Here is a 370-nt window from a genome sequence, read left to right as displayed (position 1 = left end):
CTCACATAATCGGCTAGCGTATGAATTTCATCCGGGTAGAGGCATGCCATCCATGCGTCCTCGCTGAGCAGTACCGTCCGAGGAGCGGTTGCCAGGCGTGCCGTTATTGACGATTTGCCCGAAGCGATCTTGCCGCAAACCATGTGCAAGACAGCGGTATGACAGCAGGCAACTCCATTCACTTCTCGATTCATTTTCAGGCGCTCCGTGTGAGCCCAGAAAGCAAAAAACCCGCCTTCGGGGCGGGTTTTGATTGCATATCGACCACTCAATAGCTATCCCGCCGTGATTCGCGCGGCGCTAATAATCGAGTTGAGGGTCAAATGGTTCATAGGCCGAAGGTTAAATCAATCCGCTACGCATGACAAGC

1 protein-coding gene is annotated in these 370 nt (G+C 53.2%); it reads right to left on the bottom strand.

The annotated features are described in order from the left end of the window. Positions 1-194, bottom strand: a 194-nt coding sequence (locus CDV44_RS28335; protein WP_141118837.1) for an AAA family ATPase, incomplete at its 3' end; no start/stop codon positions are given. Positions 195-370 lie beyond the last annotated feature (176 nt).

The sequence above is a fragment of the Pandoraea sp. PE-S2R-1 genome (assembly GCF_002179865.1).
Taxonomy (GTDB): Bacteria; Pseudomonadota; Gammaproteobacteria; order Burkholderiales; family Burkholderiaceae; genus Pandoraea.
This window is presented reverse-complemented; position numbering and strand designations above follow the sequence as displayed.